The following is a 21,858-nucleotide window of genomic DNA, read 5'->3' as shown; positions in this document are numbered from 1 at the left end:
TATTGCCCTTGAGAAAAAGGCTTAGCCTTTTTTAACTTCTTTCACTTCTGCATCGACCACATTGTCGTCTGCTGGTTTGGCATCGGCACCAGGACCACCTGGGCCACCGGTTGCACCACCGGCAGCCGCTTCTTTGGCTTGCATGTCGGCGTACATTTTCTCGCCCAGTTTCTGGCTGACGTTCATGAGTGTTTCGGTTTTGGCTGTGATGGCGTCTTTGTCATCGCCATTCAAAGCCTCTTCCAATTCTTTGACTGCAGCTTCGATTTTTGTTTTCTCGTCGGCTTCAATCTTGTCGCCATATTCGGTCAAGCTTTTCTTCACGCTGTGTACAGTGGCTTCGCCTGAGTTTTTGGCTTGAACAATTTCGAGTTTCTTCTTGTCGTCTTCGGCATTCAACTCGGCGTCTTTCACCATCTGTTGAATTTCTGCTTCAGACAAACCAGAGTTGGCCTTGATGGTGATTTTGTTTTCTTTGCCAGTGCCTTTGTCTTTGGCGCCAACGTGCAAGATACCGTTGGCGTCGATGTCAAAGGACACTTCGATTTGCGGGGTGCCACGCGCAGCAGGTGGAATACCTTCGAGGTTGAACTCACCCAGCAACTTATTGCCACTGGCCATCTCGCGCTCACCTTGGTAAACCTTGATGGTCACGGCGGGTTGGTTGTCCTCGGCAGTGGAGTAGGTTTGTGCAAACTTAGTAGGAATGGTGGTGTTCTTGGTGATCATTTTGGTCATCACACCGCCCAGGGTTTCAATACCCAAGGACAAAGGTGTCACGTCCAACAACAACACGTCTTTGCGATCGCCCGACAACACTTGACCTTGAATGGCAGCACCCACGGCCACAGCTTCATCAGGGTTCACATCTTTGCGTGGCTCTTTGCCAAAGAATTCTTTGACCTTGTCTTGCACTTTGGGCATGCGAGTCATGCCGCCCACTAAAATGATGTCGTCGATATCAGACACACTCACGCCAGCATCTTTGATGGCCATGCGGCAAGGTGCAATGGTGCGCTCGATCAACTCGTCAACCAGGCTTTCGAGCTTGGCGCGGCTGAGCTTGATGTTCAGGTGCTTAGGACCTGTGGCATCGGCTGTGATGTAGGGCAGGTTGATGTCGGTGCCAGCTGAGCTGGACAATTCGATTTTGGCTTTTTCAGCGGCTTCTTTCAAGCGCTGCAAAGCCAACACATCTTTGGACAAATCAACGCCGCTTTCTTTCTTGAACTCGGTGATGATGAAGTCGATGATGCGTTGGTCAAAGTCTTCGCCGCCCAAGAAGGTGTCGCCGTTGGTGGACAAGACTTCGAACTGCTTTTCGCCATCGACGTCGGCAATTTCAATGATGGACACGTCAAAGGTACCGCCGCCCAAGTCATAAACCGCAATTTTGCGATCGCCTTTTTCGGTTTTGTCCAAGCCGAAAGCCAGTGCAGCAGCAGTAGGTTCGTTGATGATGCGCTTCACATCCAAGCCAGCAATACGGCCAGCGTCTTTGGTGGCTTGACGTTGCGCGTCGTTGAAGTAAGCAGGCACCGTGATAACCGCTTCGGTCACTTCTTCGCCGAGGTAGTCTTCGGCCGTTTTCTTCATCTTGCGCAAAACCTCAGCGCTAATTTGTGGCGGTGCCAATTTGTTGCCACGCACTTCCACCCATGCATCGCCGTTGTCGGCTTTGGCAATGGTGTAGGGCATCAGGTCGATGTCTTTTTGAACTTCTTTTTCGGCAAATTTGCGACCAATCAGGCGCTTCACGGCGTACAGGGTGTTGCGGGGGTTGGTGACCGCTTGACGCTTGGCGGACGCGCCGACCAAAATTTCACCGTCTTCCTGGTACGCAATGATGGAGGGAGTGGTGCGCGCGCCTTCGGCGTTCTCAATCACCTTGGTGGTGTTGCCTTCCATGATGGCCACACACGAGTTGGTGGTGCCCAAGTCAATGCCAATGATTCTTCCCATGTTCTTCTCCGGTAATCTAAAAAAATGCTTGAATAGTTAAGAAGTAGGGGCATTTAGGGCAATTTCAAGACTAAATAGGCTGAAATTGCTTCTTTTTTGCCCTCTTTTGCCCGAAAACAGGCAGTTTTCTACTTCTAAGCGTACTTATTTGGGTGCAGTCACTGTGACCAATGCAGGTCGCAACACCCGCTCTGCAATCAGGTAACCCTTTTGCAAAACAGTCACCACCGTGTTGGGGTCTTGTTCAGCAGGGACCACGCTAATGGCTTGGTGGTGGTGGGGGTCAAACTTGGTGCCAGCAGCAGGGTTGATTTCAACCACTTTATTGCGCTCTAGGGCACTTTTCAATTGACGAAGCGTGGCTTCTGCGCCTTCGCGAATTTGTTCTGGCGTGACGTTTTGAATGGCCAAACCAGCCTCCAAACTGTCAAGCACAGGCAGCAGGCTGTCGGCAAAACCTTCCACTGCAAACTTGCGTGCTTTGGAGATTTCTTCGTCGGCGCGGCGTCGGGCATTTTGCACATCGGCTTGGGCGCGGAGATATTGATCGGCCAATGTGGCGTTTTGCGCCTTCACGTTGACAAGTTCTGCTTGTGCATCGCTGAGAGGGTCTGAGCTTGCAGGCGCAGCTTGAGCATGCGTGTCATGACCCATGGCCGCTGCTGCTGCTGCCAAGGCTTCGGCCGCAGGCATGACATTGGGGGCTTCAGGGTTTTGGCCTTGATTTGAGGTGTTTTGTGAGCTGGAATCAGACATGAAATGCATCCGCAATAAATGACAACGCCCCAAACTTGGGGGCGTTTTGAAAGATTTCAAGACCTTTCAGCGCTTGCGCTAACAGGTCTTGGTGGCCATCAAGACAGGTCGAGTAACTCGACGTCAAACTTCAGAGTGGCGTTAGGAGGAATGACACCGCCAGCGCCGCGAGAACCGTAGCCTAGCTCGGCAGGGATGATCAGGGTGCGCGCGCCACCGATTTTCATGCCGGCCACGCCTTCATCCCAACCCCGAATGACCATGCCAGCACCCAAACTAAATTGGAAGGGGTCGCGGCGGTCTTTGCTGGAATCAAACTTGGCGCCTTGTTCGCCGTCTTTGTAGAGCCAGCCCGTGTAATGCACGGTTACTGTTTGGCCTTTGGTGGCTTCGGCGCCGTCGCCGACCACGGTGTCTTCGTATTGCAGGCCTGTGGCTGTGGTAATCATGATGAGTCCTAGAAATTAGTCATAGAAAGGCCGGTACAAGACCGGCCGTTGGCTGAATTATGCCAGTGGATGGCTTCTTGCTTAGTTCTTGACCTCAATGCGATGAACGTTTGGCCAAGTCTTGCATCAGTGCTCGAATGCCATAAGTCCAAGCTGGGGCTTGGTCCGATGTGGTCACGCGGTTAAACAGGGTGCCCAATTGGGGCGTTGTGATGGCCACGGTATCGCCCACCAAATGGGTGAATCCTTGGCCAGGGCCGTGCCTGTCTTGGGTGGGAGCAAACATGGTGCCCAAAAACAGTACCAATCCATCAGGGTATTGGTGGCAGGGGCCGATGGCCTGCGCTGCCAAATCCAGGGGGTCTCGGCTAATTTGGCTAAGGGAACTGCTGCCTTGCATCACGAAGCCTTCAGGTCCATGCACCGCCATGCTGAGGTCGGTATTTCGAACGCTGTCGATGGTGTATTGGCCATCAAACAAGCGGATGAAGGGGCCAATGGCGCAGCTGGCGTTGTTGTCTTTGGCTTTGCCTAACAACAAGGCACTGCGGCCTTCAAAGTCGCGCAGGTTGACGTCGTTGCCCAATGCGGCGCCCACAACGTGGCCTTTGGAATTGATCACCAACACAATTTCGGGCTCGGGGTTGTTCCAAGAACTGCCGGGGTGCAAACCCACATCAAAACCCGAACCCACTGCGCTCATGGCTTGTGATTTTGTGAAAATTTCGGCATCGGGGCCAATCCCCACTTCAAGATACTGAGACCATACACCCTGAGCCAACAAAACTTCTTTGAGTTTCATGGCTTGCGCTGAGCCCGGTTTGACATTGCGCAAATTCTCGCCCATGACATCTACCACGGCCTTGCGAACGCTCTCGGCTTTGGCCGCATCGCCGCGAGCCTGCTCTTCAATCACGCGCTCAAGCATGCTGGCCACAAAGGTCACGCCAGCTGCCTTGATGGCTTGCAAGTCAGTGGGAGCAAGGAACCACGCTTGTTGCGCGTTGCGATGCAAAGGGTCAGTGTTGGTCCACAGGGCTTGGGTTGACCAAGTTTTGCCTTGGTGATTTTTCACTTTGATGGACACATCTTCGAGCTCCATCAAGTCGCTGCTGGTCAGAGCCAAATTAGACAAGTCGGTGGTTTCTGTGGCGCCCACTTTGACAAGGTAAGGGCCTTCATCGGGTACCCAAATGCGGCCAATCAAAACAGCGTTGGGAGCATCTTGAGGCAGAGTTTCTGCCAATGAAGGAAAGCTTGAATGTGACAAGGCCAGGTCTCCCAATGTGTGTCTCTGGGGTCAAGAAAAACGATGCCCTTAGAGGTAAATTTTTTGCAGCAAGCTCACCAAGGTTTGTACTTGATTTGGTGTGAGTTTAGAGCCAATTTTCATTTCTAGCTCGGAGGCTGTGGCCTCTGCTTTTTCCATGAGTTCTAAGCCCTTGTCAGTGGGGTGCAGGCCCATGGCGCGACCATCATGGGGGTGAGGCAGGCGTTCAATCAAGCCTCTTGATTCCAAGGATTGCACCAAGCCTACCAAATTGGGCGGCAAAATATTCAAGGCAGCACAGAGCTGTCGCGAAGTGACACCTGGGTTGTGAACCACCACCGACATCACAGAGAAGTCAACTGGCTTTAAGTCATAAACCGCCATGCGTTCTAGAAATTGTGCAATCACGGCCAATGCTGCACGGCGTGCGTTATAACCAATGAGGGTTTCCAGATAGCTGGTGTCGACTGTTTCGACAGAAGGAGCGAGAGATTTCAGGCTGTTTGGCATTGTGTCTGAATGATATGACAACGCATGGCAAATTCTGGCAAAACCCATTGACTGAATGCCTTTGAAGGTGCGTGCCAACGGTCTTTCACATTGGGCGTGTTTGGGCTAAGTTGAGCATCAATGCGCTGCCAAGCCCATTGCAAAAGAACCAAGGCCAAGGCACGCAAAAAATCATCGGCCACCTGGTGGCCAAGGCTGTGGTTTTGTTGAGAGGCTCGCAGAATTTGTTGTGTCAGTGTGCGAAGTTGCGTTGCCTCAGCTGTTTCAGTGTTGGAGTCTGTCATCAAGTCATCCAGCAGCTGATACAAACTTTGACCGCCATCGGGAATGATTTTTCGGACCAACAAATCAATGGCCTGAATTTCATTGGTGCCTTCATAAATCATGGCAACGCGTGCATCGCGAACAATTTGCTCAATGCCCCATTCGCGCACATAGCCATGGCCGCCAAACACTTGCAAACAATCGCTGCCGCCGTGAAAAGCTTGGTGGGTGAATGCGGCTTTCATGACCGGCGTCACCAGTGCACACCAACGCTGTGACTTGGCTGCAGTGTCTTTGTCGGCGTGTTTGATGCGGTCTAACTCTATGGCTGTTTGATAAGCCAGCACACGGCCGCCATCCACCCATGCTCGCTGCGTATCCAAGATGCGCTTGATGGCGGGGTGTTCAATGATGAAGTCGGCTTCGGCTGCAGATTTTGCTTTGACTTCTTTGCCAGCTGGCGCTCGCATCTGGCGGCGTTCTTTGGCATAGGCATCGGCTTTTTGCCAAGCGGCATCGAGAAGGCCAATGCCTTGCATGGCCACATGCAAACGCGCGGCATTCATCATCACAAACATGGCGTTCAAGCCTTTGCCCGGTTCGCCAATGATCTCTGCCTGTGCATCGTCAAATCGCATGACGCAAGTGGGGCTGCCGTGCAAGCCCATCTTTTCTTCAATGCGGTCGCAATGCACAGCACTGCGATCGCCATTGGGATAAAACTTAGGGACTAAAAAGAGAGACAAACCTTTCGGTCCAGGTGGTGCGTCGGGCAAGCGTGCCAATACCAAATGCACGATGTTGTCGGTGAGGTCGTGCTCGCCGCCAGAGATGAAAATTTTGGTGCCGTTCAATGCATAGCGGCCATCTGTTTGCGGTGTGGCCTTGGTACGCGACAAGCCCAAGTCGCTGCCGGCATGGGGCTCGGTCAAGCACATGGTGGCCAACCATTCGCCGGTGCCCACTTTGCTCAGGTAAGTTTCTTTGAGTGAGGGGCTGGCGTAATGCTTGATGCACTCGTAAGCGCCATGCAGCAAACCGGGCGCCATGGTCCAACCATGGTTGGCGGCCGACAGCATTTCGTAAAGCATGATCTCCAAGGCAGTGGGTAAACCTTGGCCACCATCTGCCGTGTCAGCCGAAAGTGCTGGCCAACCCGCTTGCCAAAACATTTGATAAGCCGACTTAAACCCCGGGGGCATAGTCACTTTGCCGTCTTGCCATTGGGCGCCAATTTCGTCGCCGTCGCGGTTCAAGGGTGCAACAACCTCGCCTACAAACTTACCGGCTTCATCCAAGACTTGCTGAACCAAATCATCGTCTAAATCTTCAAACACTTGAAGTGATTTGAGTTGATCTGGCGCATTCAAGACATTGGACAAAACAAATTGCATGTCTTGGATGTTGGGTTGGTAATGGCTCATGGCAATTCGGCAAATGATGGTGAGACCCAAGAGCTTTGTGAGCTCTTGAGTTGATCGGCAATGGTGCCGCCTAACGGAATCAATCCCACCACGGTCAAGGCGTCTTGCACAGCTTTGTCTTTGAGCGCTGCATTGATTGCTGTACCGATTGTGGGTTGCAAAAAATCGCGACGATTGGTCATGCTGGTCTTCTTGGCTTGGTTAAAAAACTGAAAATGGATTTAAAAAAGAAATCAGCGAATTAGCTACACAGCGCTTTGATGTCTGCGGGAACTGGAATAGCTTTAATGCGATCAGGGTCTTCTGGGTGCTTGATGCAGAAGGCTCGCACTTCGGTGCCTTCGCACAGCACGGTATCACCGCGCATCACCACGTGTTTGTGGATGAAGGTTTTGTCGCGCCACTCTTGCACACTGGTATGAACTTGAAGTGTTTCACCGTAGGTGGCCGGACGAGCAAACTTGGTATTGATTTCCAGCAGCGGTGTGCCAATGATGCCGGTGGTTTTGACCAATTCGCGCCAAGGTTGAACGCCGCATTTCACAAAAAAGTTTAGGGATGAAGCGTCCATCCACTTGGAGAAGTTGGGGAAGAACACGATGCCTGCAGGGTCGCAGTCACCGAACATCACTTGCACTTCATAAACGACTGTTTTGCTCATTGAAAACTTTCTTGCGATCAACGCGGCGCCATGCGCAGCGCACCGTCTAAGCGAATCACTTCGCCGTTCATGTGGCCATTGCTCACAATGTGCGCAGCCAATTGCGCAAACTCTTCAGGCTTGCCAAGGCGTGAAGGGAAGGGGATGCTGGCAGCCAAAGAGGCTTGTACGGGCTCTGGCAATGTTTTTAACAAAGGCGTTGCAAAAATGCCGGGAGCGATGGTGCACACGCGAATACCGTGTTGTGCCAAGTCACGCGCCATGGGCAAGGTCATTCCAGCCACACCCGCTTTGGAAGCGCTGTAGGCTTGTTGTCCTACTTGGCCATCAAACGCAGCCACCGAAGCTGTGAACACCATGGCGCCGCGCTCGCCGTCTGCCATGGGATCGAGCTTGGCGCAGGCTGCTGCAAACACACGTGCGGCGTTGTAGGTGCCAATCAAATTGACGTTGACCACTTTGGCAAAGTCTTCCAAAGGTGCTGGGTTGCCATCTTTGCCCACAATGCGTTTGGCAGTTCCGATGCCTGCTATTTGCATCAAGATGCGCGCGCCGCCATGAACTTTGGCTGCTTCGGCTACAGCGTATTCCATGCTGGCGGCGTTGGTCACATCACACTGAATGGCGATGCCGCCAATGTCGGCTGCTACTTTTTGAGCATTCTCGAGATTCAAGTCGAGAACGGCTACTTTGGCGCCGAGTCGAGCCAATTCGCGGGCGGTTGCTTCGCCCAAGCCAGAGCCACCGCCGGTGACCAAAGCGCTCATGCCTTGAATGTTCATGATGTCCTCTTGATAAATGATGTTGTCTGAAAAGAATGGCTTTAGGTGTTGGGGTTCTCAATTAGCAAGGCAATGCCTTGGCCGCCGCCCACACAAGCACTGGAAATGCCATATCGTTTGCCACTGCGCGCCAATTCACGCGCCAAGGTGATGGTGAGACGAACACCCGTTGCGGCCAGTGGATGACCCAAAGCAATCGCGCCGCCGTTGACGTTGAGCAAGCTCATGTCTAAACCCAACTCACGGCCTACCGCCAGAGTTTGTGCGCCTTGGGCTTCGTTGATTTCAAAGCGGCTGATGTCTGACAACTTCAAGCCAGTGCGCGCCAACAACAGGCGAATGGCAGGCGCAGGGCCAATGCCCATGATTTCGGGGGGCACGCCAGCCACAGCAGCAGCCACCACGCGGGCCAAAGGCTTTTTGCCGTTGGCTTTTGCATAAGCTCCCGAGGTGACCACGCAAGCGGCAGCTGCATCGACCAATGCGGAACTGTTGCCACCAGTCTGAACTCCGCCTTCGTAGACGGTGCGCAATTTAGCCAACACTTCTGCAGGGGAAATGCGGGGATGTGTGTCTTGTGTCACTTCAGTGATCTTTCCCTGCAACTTGATGCCGCGAGGTTTGTAGCCGTCGAGTTCAAATTTCTCAGTGGTGACGGGCACAATTTCACCAGCCAAGAAACCAGATTGTTGTGCCGCGACAGCTTTGGCAAATGACTCTGAGGCAAAAGCATCCACTTCTTCGCGAGTAATGCTGTATTTCTTGGCCAAGTTTTCGGCCGTTTGAATCATGTTGATGCCAGCCGCTGGATCTTTCAGCGCCTCCCACATGTAGTCTTTGAAACCAACGGGCGAGCCCAATTTGAAACCTGTGCGGTGGTCAAACGCTGCTATTGGGTTGCGCGTCATGCTTTCAGTGCCCACCACCAACGCAGCTTCTGCTGCGCCCGATTGGATGTGCTCGCCCGCTTGGCGGAACAATTCAAAGCCAGTACCGCAAATGCGTTGCGCCATGAGTGCAGGCACTTCAACAGGCACGCCTGCATACAGGCCAATGTGACGTGGCAAGAAGAACTGATCAAAGTCGCCAGGGGCCATGTTGCCCGTGAGCACTGAGCCAATGTCCTTGGCAGGAACATCGGCACGCTTTAAGGCTTCGCGTGCTGCTTTGATGCCCATGTCGGTGGGAGAAATGTGACCCAAAGCGCCACAGTAATCGACCATTGGCGTGCGAACGCCTTCGTGCATCCATACATCTTCAAAGGCATTGAAAAATCCAGCTTGGCTCATGATGTTTCTTTCTGAATTTCAAAATTAGAGCGTGGGCTTCAAGATGAAGTGCAAACGCTCTTCATGCAAGGCGGCCACAGTATCTGAGCGGTGTGACAACACGGCGCGTTGGTTGATGGAGCCTTTGTCAGTAATCTCTCCTTTGTCGATGGTGGGCGGCTCTGACAACAAGCACATGCGTGCAATGCGATTGGCACTGCCGGTGGCCGTTTTGGCCAGTTCATTGAGCACCTTTTGGAAATGCGCCAATACAGGTTCGCTGCTCAACACATCGGCCAAAGGTGCATCGGCTGCCATGCCGCTCAGTGCGCGCACTGCAGGCGTTGGGAATACCATGGCGCCTACTTCTTTCAAGTTGATGCCTGTTAGCACCACGTCTTGAATAAAAGGCGCACCCGCTGCAATGATCTTGGCGCGCAATGGACCGACACTCACAAAGGTACCGGTGGCTAACTTGAAATCTTCCGCTATGCGGCCGTCAAATTTCAAGCCCAAGTGCACATCGGTTTCATCAATCCACTTGACCGCATCACCAGTGCAAAAGAAGCCTTCATCATCAAAGGATGCTTTGGTTTCTTCCTCATTTCGCCAGTAGCCAGGCGTGATGTTGGGACCGCGGTAACGCACTTCAGTTTTGCCACCCATGTCGACAAGCTTGAGCTCCAAACCGGGTGTGGGGACGCCCAAGTCGCCAGCGTTGACGTAGGGGTTGGTGACGAAAATACCAAAGGGGCCAGACTCGGTCATGCCAAGGCCTGTTCCCATCACAATCCGTTCGCCAATTTCGCGCTCTTGAGATTCATACAAGCTGTCCCAAATGGGTTGTGCCAATGCGGCACCTGCATAGAAGAACATTTGCACGCGTGACAACAAAGTTTTGCGCAGCAAGTCGTCTGTTTTCATGGCCATTGCAATGGCTTCAAACCCAGTGGGTACATTGAAATAAACCGTGGGGGCAATTTCGCGCAGGTTGCGCAATGTCTCGTGCATGAGAGCCGGCGTGGGCTTGCCGTCGTCGATGTACATCGTGCCGCCATGAAACACCACCATGCCAAAGTTGTGATTGCCGCCAAAGGTGTGATTCCAGGGCAACCAGTCCACCAGCACCAGGGGTGCTTCGGCCAAGATGGGCATCGACTGTGCCATCTGTTGTTGGTTAGCACACCACAAACGCTGTGTGTTGATGACCGCTTTGGGCAGCTTGGTGGAGCCACTGGTAAACAAAAATTTCGCAATGGTGTCAGGGCCAGTGGCTGCCATGGCGGCATCCACTTGGGTTGTGGCTGGCGTGCTGCACAAGTCTTCAAATGAGGTGACCTGTTTGCCTTCTACGCCACCTTCATTCATCACAATTTCCATGTCGCTGGAAACTGTGGCTGCAATGGCTTTGGCATAACGTGCGTCGCTGGCAAACACCAAACCTGGCGTTACAGTTCTCAGCACATGTTTGAGTTTGTCGTAGTCTTGGCTGATCAAAGAGTAGGGCGGTGAGGTGGGTACAAAAGGAACACCAGCCACCAGACAACCTAGAGCCAACAAGGCATGCTCTAAACTGTTTTCGCTCAAGATCACCACGGGGCGTTCTGCATTCAGGCCGCGGTTGAGAAGGCCCTGTGCAATGTTGCGTGCGGTATGCCATGCCTCTGCGTAGGTCACATGGCGCCAATCACCCAAGCTGCCATCGGCCAATTTAACGCGTCGTGCAAACAGAGTTTGTGTGGGCTTGATGTGTGCCCAGTGTTGAAGACGGTCTGTGAGGCGATCTGGGAAAGCCTGCAAATCTTGATCTGCTTTGAGGTAGTGCGTACCGGGTACACCATCTCTTAAGGTGACGCGTGTCACGCCAAAACGCAGGGGTCTAAATTGAGGTGCGCTCATTTGTATCTCTCAGTAGGGGGTGGCGATGTATTTTTCTTTAATGGCTGATTAGCTCTTTTGAACTTTGGCAGCCTTGCCTTCCAAGAAAGCCTTCACGCGCGCTTTGGCCTCGGGAGCCGCTTGCGCGATAGAGGAGATGAGGGCTTCTGTGAGGAAGCCATGATCGGCAGGCTGCTCGGCAATGCGAGGCAGCGCGTGCATCAAGGCGTAGTTGGTCAGGGGTGCGTTGGTGGCAATTCGTTGAGCCAGGTCCAAAGCCTTCTCTAAAGCAGTACCGGTTGGAACGTGGTACTGAGCTAGGCCAATGCGCTCGCCATCTACCGCGTTGTAAACACGGCCTGTCAACATCATGTCGGTCATGCGTGCCACGCCAATCAGTTTAGGGATGCGAACAGAACCGCCACCGCCGACAAAAATACCGCGCGTGCCTTCAGGCAAAGCATAGAAGGTGCTGTCGTCTGCCACGCGAATGTGGCAAGCACTGGCCAACTCCAACCCGCCGCCCACCACTGCGCCATGAAGTGCTGCTACGACAGGCACCCGGCCCAGCTGAACCGCATCCAAAGCTACGTGCCAGCTGCGTGAGTGGTGCAGGCCTTGACCAGCGTCGCGCTCTTTGAGTTCAGACAAGTCCAAACCAGCACAGAAATGATCGCCTTCGCCATAGACAACTGCTGCCTTGGCTTCCTCGGGCAGGTTTTGGAACACATCGCGCAAGGCTTCTACCAAACCATCGTTGAGAGCGTTGCGTTTTGAGGGGCGGCTCAAACGCACCATGGCTACTGCCCCATTCATTTCAAAGTGAATGCCTTGAGTCTGAGCGCGTTGCAACAAAGGATGTAAATTTTGAGTCATGATGGAGGGTCTAAAACAGCCTTGCTTGAATGAAAAGGCTGGTTTAAAAGGTTATTATTAATAACTATATTGTCTTTCCATGTGGAACTAAAAAACACAGGGTTTTCCCTTATTTTTGAAAGTTTTTATGAAGCACCAAGACCTGATTGCCATTGATATTCACACCCATGCTGAGGTGAGTTGTTGGAACCCTTTTGACAACTATGGCGAGGAATACGATCGCGCGGCGGATAAGTTTTTTGGCAGTGATCGTCGTCCCACCATTGACGAAACAGTGGCTTATTACCGCGAGCGAAAAATTGGCTTGGTGATGTTCACTGTCGATAGCGAATCTCAATTGGGGCGTCGGCGCATTCCCAACGAAGAAATTGCCAAAGCAGCCCGTGACAACAGCGACATGATGATTGCCTTTGGCAGCATCGACCCTCACAAAGGCAAAATGGGCGCGCGCGAAGCCGAACGACTCATCAAGGAAGAGGGCATCAAGGGCTTCAAGTTTCACCCAACTGTTCAGGGCTATCACCCCTACGACAAAATGGCTTGGCCCATTTATGAGGTGATCAACGAACACAAATTACCCGCTATTTTTCACACGGGTCACAGCGGTATTGGATCCGGCATGCGCTGCGGTGGCGGTTTGCGTTTGGAGTACAGCAACCCCATGCACCTTGACGATGTGGCCATCGATTTTCCCGACATGCAAATTGTGATGGCACATCCCAGTTTTCCTTGGCAAGATGAAGCCCTCAGTGTGGCAACGCACAAGCCCAATGTCTGGATAGATTTGTCGGGCTGGAGCCCCAAGTACTTTCCCAAACAATTGATTCAGTATGCCAATACCTTGCTAAAGGATAGGGTCTTGTTTGGCAGCGACTATCCCCTCATCACACCTGAGAGGTGGATGAGAGATTTTGAAGTAGCAGGTTTCAAACCCGAGGTGATGCCCGGTATTTTGAAAGACAACGCCGTACGTTTACTCGGTTTGAAATAAGTTATTTCAAGGTAATAGAAGTTCTGACAGTGCCTGCCCTTGCGGCATGCGCTGTCAAGTTGAGTACGGTGCCTGCTGGTGCTTCCACAATCCATTCGTTCAAAGCCCGATCGCCAGTGATATTTTTGTTGGGTAAAAAAGCTTGAAGCGAATTGCTGGCAGCGTGGCCTTCTAACTGGGGGCCTTCCATGCGCGGTTTGCCCATTCGAAGTGTTGCCCCTTCAGGCAGACCAATTTCAAAGGTGCAAGGCCTTGCTGTTTTCCTCTCGAGTGCGCGCTTGGTGACATAGCTCGGTAAGTAGCCTGCATTGCCCACTGCCATTTGAATGCGCCACTGGCCATTTCCTAAACTTTCTGCCTTGGTGTGCAGCAATTCCAATTTGGGCAAAGTGAGTGCGATCTGATTCAACCACGCTGGAAACCTTGCTGCCTCACGCTCGCGCAGATGCGCAGGTGGATTGCGCCAGTAGTTCATTCGATCCCAGCCGCCCAATTCCACTGCACCTAAGTCGGGGTGTTGGTAAGGATACCAGTCGACGTGCGCATTGCCGCCACACACTTCATCACTCCATTTAAGCAACTTGATATCGTCTTCGGGTGGATGGTCACGGTACCAATGAATCCAGTCGTAATCTGTGATGCCGGCTTCTTTGTTTGGCGCCCAAATTTCAATGGTCCAAAACAAGGCACCCAGGTGTTCGTAGACCCAGTCTTGCGTACCGGTAATGATTTCTTTGGGATGGTATTTGAAGTCATGAAAGGTACTGACAGCCGGATAGCCTGTGAGCTTGGCGCCAAGGTCTGACATGCGCTTGATCATCCACAAGTCTTCAGGCGTCATGTCGTCGTCGCTTTGCGTGCCCATAGGTCGCAAAATAACGCCCGAGTGGGTGTGAAAACTCACTGCAGCACCAATGTTGGGGTGCTTCGCAATGAAGTCCACCATGGCGCGCACTTCAGGTTCGCTGGTGGGGTAGGGGCCTGCGCCAACTTGTTCGTGTTCTTGACGCCAATAAGCAGGGAAATTACGGTTCAGATCTAGGCCTTCAATGTCTCGGTTGGGCTTGATGTTGACGCCATCGAAATGCTGCAAACTGCCCTCGGGCATGACGCGGTAATACTGGCCGCCAAACTCGCCAGGCAATCTGGGTGTGAGTAAGCGAGGTTCATCGGGGTTAACTTTCCAACCGCCGTGCGGATCGGGAATGCGCATCATCAAAATGCGGCCATCGCCGTCCATGTCTTCTATGGTCAGACCATCTACATGGGGCTCGTCCCATGGATAGGGGCGGGTAGATGAACGAATGTGTCTGGGCTTGTCTGCCAAGGCCAGTTCTGCACCATCTGGGTTCAAGCGAGGCACCAAGTAGATGGCGCGCGTGTTGAGCAACTCGGTCACGCCGGCATCTATTCCGTCTTTGCTCAAAAGATGGTGCAACCAATAAAGGCAAGCCGTACTGGCGGTCAGCTCTGCCGCGTGAATATTGCCATCCACCCAAAAAGCTGGTTTGTCTTGGTCAGCGCCGCTTGCCTTGCGAGTCAAAACAAGCACCCAAATGGGGCGATCTTCATGGCTCCTTCCCAACTCTCTCAGCTCTACCAGGTCAGGACGCGCAGTGGCAAAAGCATGCAGAAGTTCTGTGAGTTCGTGATGTTTATAGAAACGATCGAAGTCGGGGCGTGGGAGTGTCATCTGATGGTTCTTATCGGACATAGCTGAGGACATGGTGAATTGAGGGTGGATGAGGGTAGATCAGGGTGGAGACTAGATTAAGTCCTCAGCATAACAAGGCTTTCGGGTGTTGAAATGAATTCGCACACTTTTTATCCCTTGAATGTACGAGGGGCTTATCAGGGAAAAACCTAGGCAATCAGTCCCGAATAAGACGGATATTGATTTCAATTCTCTTCACAATCCGTCATCAGTTCTAACCACAACTGGCCCCTTGCATGTTTTTGGTGAAAGGGGCGAGTTCAACCCACGAAAGTTTGGCATGTCAAAACCTGCATTGATTCTTGAGAAAGTCCTGGCGCACGAGAAAAATCGCCCAGATTTTGTGTACATGACGCAACCCATTGGGAATGGCCAGGTCATAGATTACACATGGCGCGAAACCCTCAAGCAAGCGCGTTCTATGGCGGCTTACATCAAAGCTCAAAACCTGGAGCCAGGTGCCCGGGTGGCCATTCTGTCCAAAAATTGCGCACACTTCATCATGGCAGAGCTTGCTATTTGGATGTCTGGTTGCACCACGGTGGCCATTTTTCCAACCGAGTTGGGTGCGACCGTTCGATACGTTTTAGATCACAGCGAAGCCAGTCTGCTGTTTGTCGGTAAATTGGATACATGGGCCGAACAAGCGCCTTCTGTGCCGGCCTCTTTGCCTTGCATTGCATTCCCCTTGGCACCTGCCAATCAATTTGCAAAGTGGGATGACATCGTTGCAAAAACAGCGCCCTTGCAGGGAGACATCGCGCGGGCACCTCAAGATTTGGCCATGATCATGTACACCTCTGGCTCAACAGGCCAACCCAAAGGTGTGATGCACAACTTTGAGCGTATCTCCGTTACTGCGGAGTTAATGAGTCAATCTATTATGGACAGCGCTGGTGATTTGAAAGATTACCGAATCTTGTCTTATTTGCCTTTAGCGCACGTTTTTGAGCGAGCTTGGGTGGAGTCAGCCAGTTTGACTCATGGAGATACGCATGTGTTTTTTGCAGAATCCTTAGACACATTCATCCAAGACTTAAACCGTGCACGGCCCACGTTCTTCATTTCTGTACCGCGCTTGTGGCTCAAGTTTCAGCAAGGTGTTTTCAGCAAAATGCCGCCAGCCAAGTTGGATTTGTTGCTGAGCATCCCAATTGTCAAAGGTTTGGTTAAAAAGAAAATTCTCCAAGGCCTTGGCTTGGATCAAGTGGTGTCAGCGGGCAGTGGTTCTGCACCCTTGCCAGCAGAACTCATCGTCTGGTATCGCAAGTTAGGCTTGAACCTCTTGGAAGGCTACGGCATGACAGAGGATTTTGCCTGGTCGCACAACTGCACCAATGAAATCAATGAGCCAGGCAGTGTGGGCATCCCCGCAAATGGCGTACAAGCTCGTATCAGCTCTGAAGGCGAAATTCAGTTGAAATCACCAGGACAAATGGTGGGTTATTACAAACGGCCCGATTTGGATGCTGAAGCTTTTACAGAAGATGGCTTTTTCAAGACAGGCGATCAAGGTCAACAGCGCGCGGATGGCCTGTTGAAAATTACCGGACGGTTGAAGGAGATTTTTAAAACCTCCAAGGGTAAATATGTGGCGCCTGCACCCATTGAAAACAAACTCAATGTGCATCCCATGATTGAGATGAGTATTGTCTCAGGCGTCTCTCAGTCGGCTCCCTACGCCATGGTGGTGCTGGCGGAAGACATTCGTCCGAAAGTCAAAGACGCTGAAGTCAGGGCTCAAGTTGAACAAGCGCTTAGCGATTGGCTGGTTAAGGTGAATGCAGATTTGGCAGACTACGAAAAGCTTCGCATGCTGGTGATTGCCAATGAGGCTTGGTCTATCGAGAACGGCTACCTTACGCCCACTATGAAAATCAAACGCAGCCGCATTGAATCGTCTGTTGAAAGCAAAGTGCCCAGCTGGTACGAAAAGTCCGGCAGTGTGTTTTGGGCTTGATGGATGAATCACTCAATTTCAAACACCAACCGAGTCTTGGCACACACAGGTGCCAAGTATCCTATCTTGCAAGCGCCCATGGGTTGGATTGCGCGCACTCAATTGGCTTCCGCTGTCTCTAGAGCGGGAGGGCTTGGCATCATTGAAACTTCTTCAGGCGAAACAGAAAATTGCCAAGCTGAAATTCTAAAAATGCGCGAATTGAATTTGCCATTTGGTGTCAATTTGCCCATTCGGTTTTTAAAAGACGATGCCATGCTGAAATTTGTGTGTGCATCGGGTGTGAAATTTGTCACCACTTCCGCTGGCAGCCCAGCCAAATTCATTCAACCTTTGAAGGATGCAGGCATCACGGTTTACCATGCAGTGCCCACCGTGGATGCTGCCATGAAATGCGTCGATGCAGGGATTGATGGCCTCGTGGTTGAAGGCTCCGAAGGCGGCGGTTTTAAAAACCCCGAAGACGTATCAACGCTGGTTTTGTTGCAAGCCATTCGGGCCAAGGTTGACGTGCCCTTGATTGCAGCTGGCGGCATCTGTGATGGCAGAGGCATGGCCGCTGCTTTTGCATTGGGCGCTGAAGCAATTCAAATGGGAACACGCTTCGTCAGTTGCGCGGAGAGTCCTGTCCATGACAATTTTAAAAATGCCATTGTCAATTCAAAAGAAACAGGCACTTGGATGCTCAACACCAAATCGACTCCGTGCATACGAGCCCTCAAATCGGAACGAACACAGGCCATCCATGAACAAGGGATCATGTCGTTTGACGACATGAAAGGTATCTTGAATGTTTATTTCAAAGGCGACATGGAAGCAGCGCCAGCATTGGCTGGGCAGTCTGCGGGCCTTATTGATTCGGTGAAAACTGCCAAGGCAATCATCGACGATACCGTGGCAGAGTTTATGGCCATTTCAAGCCAGATGGGCCGAATGGCTCACAACAACCATTTCGCTTTCAACTGATTTTCAAAATCTCAAACATCGTCCTTGATGGTGTTGCGCAAGATACCCACTGCATCAACTTCAATTTCGACAACATCACCTGGCTTCATGAAGAGTTGGGGGGTTCTCTTATTTCCCACTCCGCCAGGCGTACCACTCACAATCACATCGCCGGGTTCTAGTGGAATGAATGTTGAGATGTAAGCGATTTGACGCGGAATACTGTGAATCATCATGTCGGTCGTGGCACGCTGCAATTCAACCCCATTCAGTCGAGTGCTGAGTGTCATTGTTTGACCGGGTTTGATCTCATCGGCAGTGACCATCCAAGGACCAAAGCCACCCGTACGCCAGAAATTTTTACCTGCAGTCCACTGGGTGGTGAAATTTTGCCAATCGCGCACTGAACCATCGTTGTAGCAAGAATAGCCAGCAATGTGATTCCATGCGTCAGCCTCGGAAATACGGCGTCCGCCTTCACCAATGATGATGGCAATCTCGCCTTCATAGTCAAGGCGATGTGATTCTGGCGGGCGCATGATGTCTTGGCCATGGCCTACTTGCGAAGAATTAACGCGCGAGAAAATAGCGGGTTTTTCGGTGAGATCGCGGCCAGTTTCTTTGACATGATCGTGATAGTTCAAACCCACGCACATGATTTTTTCTGGATTCGGAATGACCGGCAACAAGGACAGATCTTCAAAAATCAAATCAGGTGTGTGTTGACGCAATGCCTCTGCTGCTTTGTCTAGCATTTTTTTTGCAATCAATGTTTTTAGATCGGGCGCTTCAGCACCCAAAATGGGCGTGAGGTTTAAAACTTTATTGCCGTGAACTGCGCCATAGCATGCGGTGTGATTGAGCAAGAAGCTAATAAGTCTCATGGAACAATTTCCTGGTTGGGGATAAAACCGATATTGTGCTTGTTTTGAAGCTCACGGTGGCGGCAATCGGAGTTTCATTCGCGGCCTTATGAAAACCATTCATACTGCAAAGTGCTAACCCCGCGCCAAGCGATGCCGTATAAAATCAAGGACAAGAATGATCATGCTGGATTTCAGGTGAAGTCACTTTGAAGGAGATGGGATGTTTCTCAAAAATGAATGGTACGTAGCCTGCCGAGCTGAAGAAATTACCGACAAGCCTTTGGGCAGAAAAATATGCAATGAGTCCATGGTTTTTTTCAGAGGACTCGAAAATCGTGTGTCGGCGGTCGAAGATTTTTGTCCGCACAGAGGTGCCCCTTTGTCATTAGGCCGTGTTTGCAATGGGCATTTGGTCTGTGGCTATCACGGCCTCACCATGGGATGCGATGGTCATACCGTCAGCATGCCTGGGCACAATGTCCGCGGATTTGAACCGGTCAAAAGTTTCCCTGTCATTGAGCGGTATGGCTTTGTATGGGTTTGGCCCGGAGACCCTGCCAAAGCCAACATCGACAAATTGCCAGTCTTTGAATGGTTTGAAAATCCAGCTTGGGCATACGGGGGAGGGCACTATCACATCGCCTGCGACTATCGCCTGATGATCGACAACTTGATGGACCTTACACACGAAACCTATGTGCATGCCACCAGCATTGGGCAAACTGAAATTGACGAAACCCCCAGCCGCACCATCACGGAAGGCAACACAGTGGTTACCAGTCGATTCATGGAGGGTATCAAAGCGCCTCCTTTTTGGCAGATGGCCATGCGGGCCAATGACTTGCCTGACGATGCCAAAGTAGACCGCTGGCAAATTTGCCGTTTTTCGCCTCCCAGTCATGTGATGATTGAAGTGGGGGTGGCACTGGCGGGCAAGGGTGGCTACGACGCCGATCCCAAAGACAAAGCCTATAGCGTGGTGGTTGACTTCATCACACCTGAGACAGATACCAGCATCCATTATTTTTGGGGAATGGTTAGACAATTCAAACCACAAGATCAAGCGCTCACAGCGCGCATTCAAGAAGGTCAGGGAAAAATTTTCAGCGAAGACCTGGAAATGCTGGAGCGTCAACAGAAAAATATATTGGCAAACCCTGAACGGAAACTCAAAGTATTGTCAATCGACGCTGGGGGTGTGATGTCGCGTCGGGTGATTGATCGGTTATTGGCATTGGAAAAGGAAGCGTGAAATGAAACAACCATCTTTGTGGGTCAAATGGGTATGGGCAATGTTGCTGTTTGTGGGGTCTTGCAGTGCATTCAGCCAAGCTGCATATCCCAACAAACCCATCAAAATTGTGGTGCCCTTTGGAGCGGGCGGAGTGGCCGACCTCACTGCGCGCACAGTTGGGCAAAAACTGGGTGAAAATTTAGGTCAAAGCATTGTCATTGAAAACAAGCCTGGCGCAGGCGGTGTCGTGGCCACGGATGCTGTGGCCAAATCTGCCCCCGATGGTTACACCTTGCTTTTGATGTCGAATGCCACCGCTGTGAGCGCGGGGCTTTTCAAAACGCTGCCCTACGACGCTGAAAAAGATTTAACACCCTTGTCGGTGCTGGGTACTTTTGACATTGCCATTGTGGTACCGCAAGAATCTAAGTTCACCAGTTTGCAAGACCTGCTTAACTTTGCCAAAGCCAATCCTGGCAAGTTGAATATTGGCAGTATCAATGTCGGCAGTACACAGCACCTGGCTGCTGAACTGTTCAAAGCCACGGCTGGCATCGATGCGCAGGTTGTGCCGTTCAACGGCACACCCGCTGTGCTTACCGCTTTGCGCGGTGGTCAGGTCGATTTGGCTGTTGAAATCTTGGCGCCAGTGTTGCCACAAATCAGAGGTCAAGCATTGCGTGCTTTGGCTGTTACAGGCGATAAGCGCGCAGCATCATTGCCGCAAGTACCCACAGCCAAAGAAGCAGGAATTAGAAATCTGTATGCCGCTTCTTGGAATGCACTTGCGGTACCCTCCAAAACACCGCGCGACGTTGTCCAAAAATTGAATCAAGAAATTCAAAATGTTTTGAATTCGCCTGATGTTCGCAAAAAACTATTGGACATGAATGTCGACCCTCAGCCTGGTAGCCTTCAGCAGGCTGCCGATTTGTTAAGCAGTGAGACCAAGCGTTGGGGTGAAGTCATTCAGCGTGCAGGCATTCCCAAACAGTGAGTCATACGGTTTAGTTCTGGCTTCAAGCCTACACAGACTCTAACAAACGCATTGCAGTTTCGCGAATTAAGTGAAGCGTTGCTTGCTGAGTGAGTGTGCTGGGTCTTTGTGAACTCACCACGCAACTCAACTCAATACTGAGTTGGGGGTTTGAAATGGGTCGTGTTGAAAAGGCGGATGGGTTGATTGAGCGCATCACCGCATTGCGCGACAAAATGGCGCAACCTGCACCATCTGCTACCAAATCTAAGATGGCCGTCACCCCATCAATTTCCAAGGCAATGCGTGGTCGGGTGCCTAGGGCGGCCATTTCTGATTCCACGTGCATCCGGATGGCATTGGGTCGGCTTGGAATGACCAAGGGCAGTTTGGCAACATCTTTTAAATGGACGGGTGGTGGCGGTGGGTCTTCTTGAAGACCGGGCGGCCGTCTTTGAACCAGCCACAACTCTTCTCGCACCAGATGCGAAATCTCCAATCCTGCAGTGGCTTTCATGTTGTAGAGCAGGGCAATGTCAAGCCTGCCGTTCAACAGGCTTTCTTGCATGGCCGTGGTCAAGCCTTCGCTGATAGACAACTGTGCTTCAGGCATTTTTTCTCTAAACGCGCGTGTCAGTGGCACTGTCAAAACCCTTGCCACGCTGGGCGGAAGTCCCAGTGCAACTCGGCCGCTCAAGCCGCTGCGAGCTCGGGCTAGGTCTTCTTGGGCACGTTCAACTTGATGCAAGATGCCTCGGCCATGCTCTAAAAGCAGCAAGCCCGCTTCGGTGGGGCTGGCGCCGCGTCCATTGCGTTTGAGTAAATTTTGTCGCAACTCAACTTCCAGCAATCTAATTTGGCGACTCAAAGCAGGTTGTGCCACATTGAGCGCAATGGCTGCTCGGGTAAAGCTTCCCATTTCGGCCACGCGCACAAAATATTCAATTTGCTTGAGATCCATCCTTTAATTTTGCCATAACAGGGCTTTGCTTATGCATAATTGTTATATCTGGTAGTGGCTGTAGTAGCTAGTTCAAAGTAGCACTCAATTAGAAAATAAGCCAGCCTCAAA

At 51.8% G+C, this 21,858-nt stretch carries 20 protein-coding genes; 5 read left to right on the top strand and 15 right to left on the bottom strand.

The features are described from left to right. Positions 1 to 21: 21 nt before the first annotated feature. The 12 genes from dnaK to B9Z32_RS11560 form a co-directional block, all read right to left on the bottom strand. A complete protein-coding gene (gene dnaK, locus B9Z32_RS11615; RefSeq protein ID WP_108421558.1) occupies positions 22 to 1,962 on the bottom strand; it encodes a molecular chaperone DnaK in 1,941 nt (646 codons plus the stop codon). 144 nt (positions 1,963 to 2,106) lie between these two features. After that, positions 2,107 to 2,718 carry a nucleotide exchange factor GrpE gene (gene grpE / locus B9Z32_RS11610; protein WP_199219988.1) on the bottom strand — a complete coding sequence of 204 codons (612 nt, stop codon included), beginning with the start codon at positions 2,716 to 2,718 and terminating at the stop codon, positions 2,107 to 2,109. Between the two features lie 98 nt (positions 2,719 to 2,816). Beyond that, the gene (locus tag B9Z32_RS11605) at positions 2,817 to 3,167 is read right to left on the bottom strand and encodes an FKBP-type peptidyl-prolyl cis-trans isomerase (protein WP_090131313.1); all 351 of its coding nucleotides are present in this window, start codon (positions 3,165 to 3,167) and stop codon (positions 2,817 to 2,819) included. A gap of 94 nt (positions 3,168 to 3,261) precedes the next feature. Next, positions 3,262 to 4,437 carry a fumarylacetoacetate hydrolase family protein gene (locus tag B9Z32_RS11600; RefSeq protein ID WP_108421630.1) on the bottom strand — a complete coding sequence of 392 codons (1,176 nt, stop codon included), beginning with the start codon at positions 4,435 to 4,437 and terminating at the stop codon, positions 3,262 to 3,264. Between the two features lie 48 nt (positions 4,438 to 4,485). Next, positions 4,486 to 4,947, bottom strand: a complete 462-nt coding sequence (locus tag B9Z32_RS11595) for a MarR family winged helix-turn-helix transcriptional regulator (RefSeq protein ID WP_108421557.1) — start codon at positions 4,945 to 4,947, stop codon at positions 4,486 to 4,488. Then, complete coding sequence (locus B9Z32_RS11590) at positions 4,932 to 6,635, bottom strand: acyl-CoA dehydrogenase family protein (protein WP_108421556.1); 1,704 nt, start codon at positions 6,633 to 6,635, stop codon at positions 4,932 to 4,934. The genes B9Z32_RS11595 and B9Z32_RS11590 overlap by 16 nt, the downstream gene beginning before the upstream one ends. After that, complete coding sequence (locus B9Z32_RS11585) at positions 6,632 to 6,817, bottom strand: hypothetical protein (RefSeq protein ID WP_108421555.1); 186 nt, start codon at positions 6,815 to 6,817, stop codon at positions 6,632 to 6,634. The genes B9Z32_RS11590 and B9Z32_RS11585 overlap by 4 nt, the downstream gene beginning before the upstream one ends. 59 nt (positions 6,818 to 6,876) lie before the next feature. Further along, a complete protein-coding gene (locus B9Z32_RS11580; RefSeq protein WP_108421554.1) occupies positions 6,877 to 7,296 on the bottom strand; it encodes a thioesterase family protein in 420 nt (139 codons plus the stop codon). A gap of 17 nt (positions 7,297 to 7,313) precedes the next feature. Beyond that, positions 7,314 to 8,078, bottom strand: coding sequence for an SDR family NAD(P)-dependent oxidoreductase (locus B9Z32_RS11575; protein WP_108421553.1), 765 nt, complete (start codon positions 8,076 to 8,078; stop codon positions 7,314 to 7,316). Between the two features lie 41 nt (positions 8,079 to 8,119). Further along, the gene (locus B9Z32_RS11570) at positions 8,120 to 9,367 is read right to left on the bottom strand and encodes a thiolase family protein (protein ID WP_108421552.1); all 1,248 of its coding nucleotides are present in this window, start codon (positions 9,365 to 9,367) and stop codon (positions 8,120 to 8,122) included. A 24-nt stretch (positions 9,368 to 9,391) separates the two neighbouring features. Then, the gene (locus B9Z32_RS11565; protein WP_108421551.1) at positions 9,392 to 11,245 is read right to left on the bottom strand and encodes a feruloyl-CoA synthase; all 1,854 of its coding nucleotides are present in this window, start codon (positions 11,243 to 11,245) and stop codon (positions 9,392 to 9,394) included. 48 nt (positions 11,246 to 11,293) lie between these two features. Further along, on the bottom strand, positions 11,294 to 12,100 hold the full coding sequence (locus B9Z32_RS11560; protein ID WP_108421550.1) for a crotonase/enoyl-CoA hydratase family protein: 807 nt from the start codon (positions 12,098 to 12,100) through the stop codon (positions 11,294 to 11,296). 127 nt (positions 12,101 to 12,227) lie between these two features. Between B9Z32_RS11560 and B9Z32_RS11555 the strand changes: the two genes are divergently transcribed. Then, positions 12,228 to 13,091: an amidohydrolase family protein gene (locus B9Z32_RS11555; RefSeq protein WP_108421549.1), complete on the top strand. Its 864-nt coding sequence runs from the start codon at positions 12,228 to 12,230 to the stop codon at positions 13,089 to 13,091. 1 nt (position 13,092) lies between these two features. Here B9Z32_RS11555 and B9Z32_RS11550 read toward each other — a convergent pair whose 3' ends face one another. Next, positions 13,093 to 14,784, bottom strand: a complete 1,692-nt coding sequence (locus B9Z32_RS11550; RefSeq protein WP_108421548.1) for a M14 family metallopeptidase — start codon at positions 14,782 to 14,784, stop codon at positions 13,093 to 13,095. Between the two features lie 301 nt (positions 14,785 to 15,085). Here B9Z32_RS11550 and B9Z32_RS11545 point away from each other — a divergent pair, with 301 nt between their 5' ends. Together B9Z32_RS11545 and B9Z32_RS11540 are read left to right on the top strand one after the other, a co-directional pair. After that, entirely contained in the window at positions 15,086 to 16,765 is a 1,680-nt protein-coding gene (locus B9Z32_RS11545) for an AMP-binding protein (protein ID WP_108421629.1), read from the top strand. A gap of 3 nt (positions 16,766 to 16,768) precedes the next feature. After that, complete coding sequence (locus B9Z32_RS11540) at positions 16,769 to 17,731, top strand: nitronate monooxygenase family protein (protein ID WP_108421547.1); 963 nt, start codon at positions 16,769 to 16,771, stop codon at positions 17,729 to 17,731. Between the two features lie 11 nt (positions 17,732 to 17,742). On the opposite strand, the gene B9Z32_RS11535 is transcribed toward B9Z32_RS11540, so the two are convergent. Next, complete coding sequence (locus B9Z32_RS11535; RefSeq protein ID WP_108421546.1) at positions 17,743 to 18,594, bottom strand: fumarylacetoacetate hydrolase family protein; 852 nt, start codon at positions 18,592 to 18,594, stop codon at positions 17,743 to 17,745. A 202-nt stretch (positions 18,595 to 18,796) separates the two neighbouring features. Here B9Z32_RS11535 and B9Z32_RS11530 point away from each other — a divergent pair, with 202 nt between their 5' ends. Then, positions 18,797 to 19,828, top strand: a complete 1,032-nt coding sequence (locus B9Z32_RS11530; RefSeq protein ID WP_108421545.1) for an aromatic ring-hydroxylating dioxygenase subunit alpha — start codon at positions 18,797 to 18,799, stop codon at positions 19,826 to 19,828. A gap of 40 nt (positions 19,829 to 19,868) precedes the next feature. Beyond that, entirely contained in the window at positions 19,869 to 20,807 is a 939-nt protein-coding gene (locus B9Z32_RS11525) for a tripartite tricarboxylate transporter substrate binding protein (RefSeq protein ID WP_108421628.1), read from the top strand. A 28-nt stretch (positions 20,808 to 20,835) separates the two neighbouring features. On the opposite strand, the gene B9Z32_RS11520 is transcribed toward B9Z32_RS11525, so the two are convergent. Then, positions 20,836 to 21,747: a LysR substrate-binding domain-containing protein gene (locus tag B9Z32_RS11520; RefSeq protein WP_108421544.1), complete on the bottom strand. Its 912-nt coding sequence runs from the start codon at positions 21,745 to 21,747 to the stop codon at positions 20,836 to 20,838. Between the last annotated feature and the right edge of the window lie 111 nt (positions 21,748 to 21,858).

This window comes from Limnohabitans sp. MMS-10A-178, from assembly GCF_003063375.1.
Taxonomy (GTDB): domain Bacteria; phylum Pseudomonadota; class Gammaproteobacteria; order Burkholderiales; family Burkholderiaceae_C; genus Limnohabitans_A.
This window is presented reverse-complemented; position numbering and strand designations above follow the sequence as displayed.